The sequence below is a fragment of the Lysinibacillus sp. VIII_CA genome (assembly GCF_049943995.1).
GTDB lineage: Bacteria > Bacillota > Bacilli > Bacillales_A > Planococcaceae > Lysinibacillus > Lysinibacillus pinottii.
The window spans coordinates 1-242 of the sequence record NZ_JBNFXM010000135.1 but is presented as its reverse complement, the minus strand read 5'-3'; the positions used below and the strand labels follow the sequence as shown (position 1 = coordinate 242).

Below are 242 nucleotides of genomic sequence, written 5' to 3'. Positions count from 1 at the left end.
GGTTCATATTGCTTTGCCTGTAATTCCTGCATTTTCGCAGATGCTTTCCAATGAATGGAGCGGAAAGATTCACGTTCGTACCGTTTCACACCGATAATAGATGTTTCATCATTGTAAAAAGAAAAATTTGTTCGATAAGATCCATTTAAAAGTTGCTGAAGTTCTTGCAAACCTGCTACTTCTTTAGGTGATGGATACACAATAATTTCAGTTCTTAATTTATCAAATACAGGTAAATGTAC

General features: G+C 34.7%; 1 protein-coding gene. It reads right to left on the bottom strand.

The window, feature by feature from the left end:
• The coding region (locus tag ACP3VS_RS24560) for a DUF58 domain-containing protein (RefSeq protein ID WP_426390346.1) at positions 1-242 on the bottom strand (242 nt) is incomplete at both ends.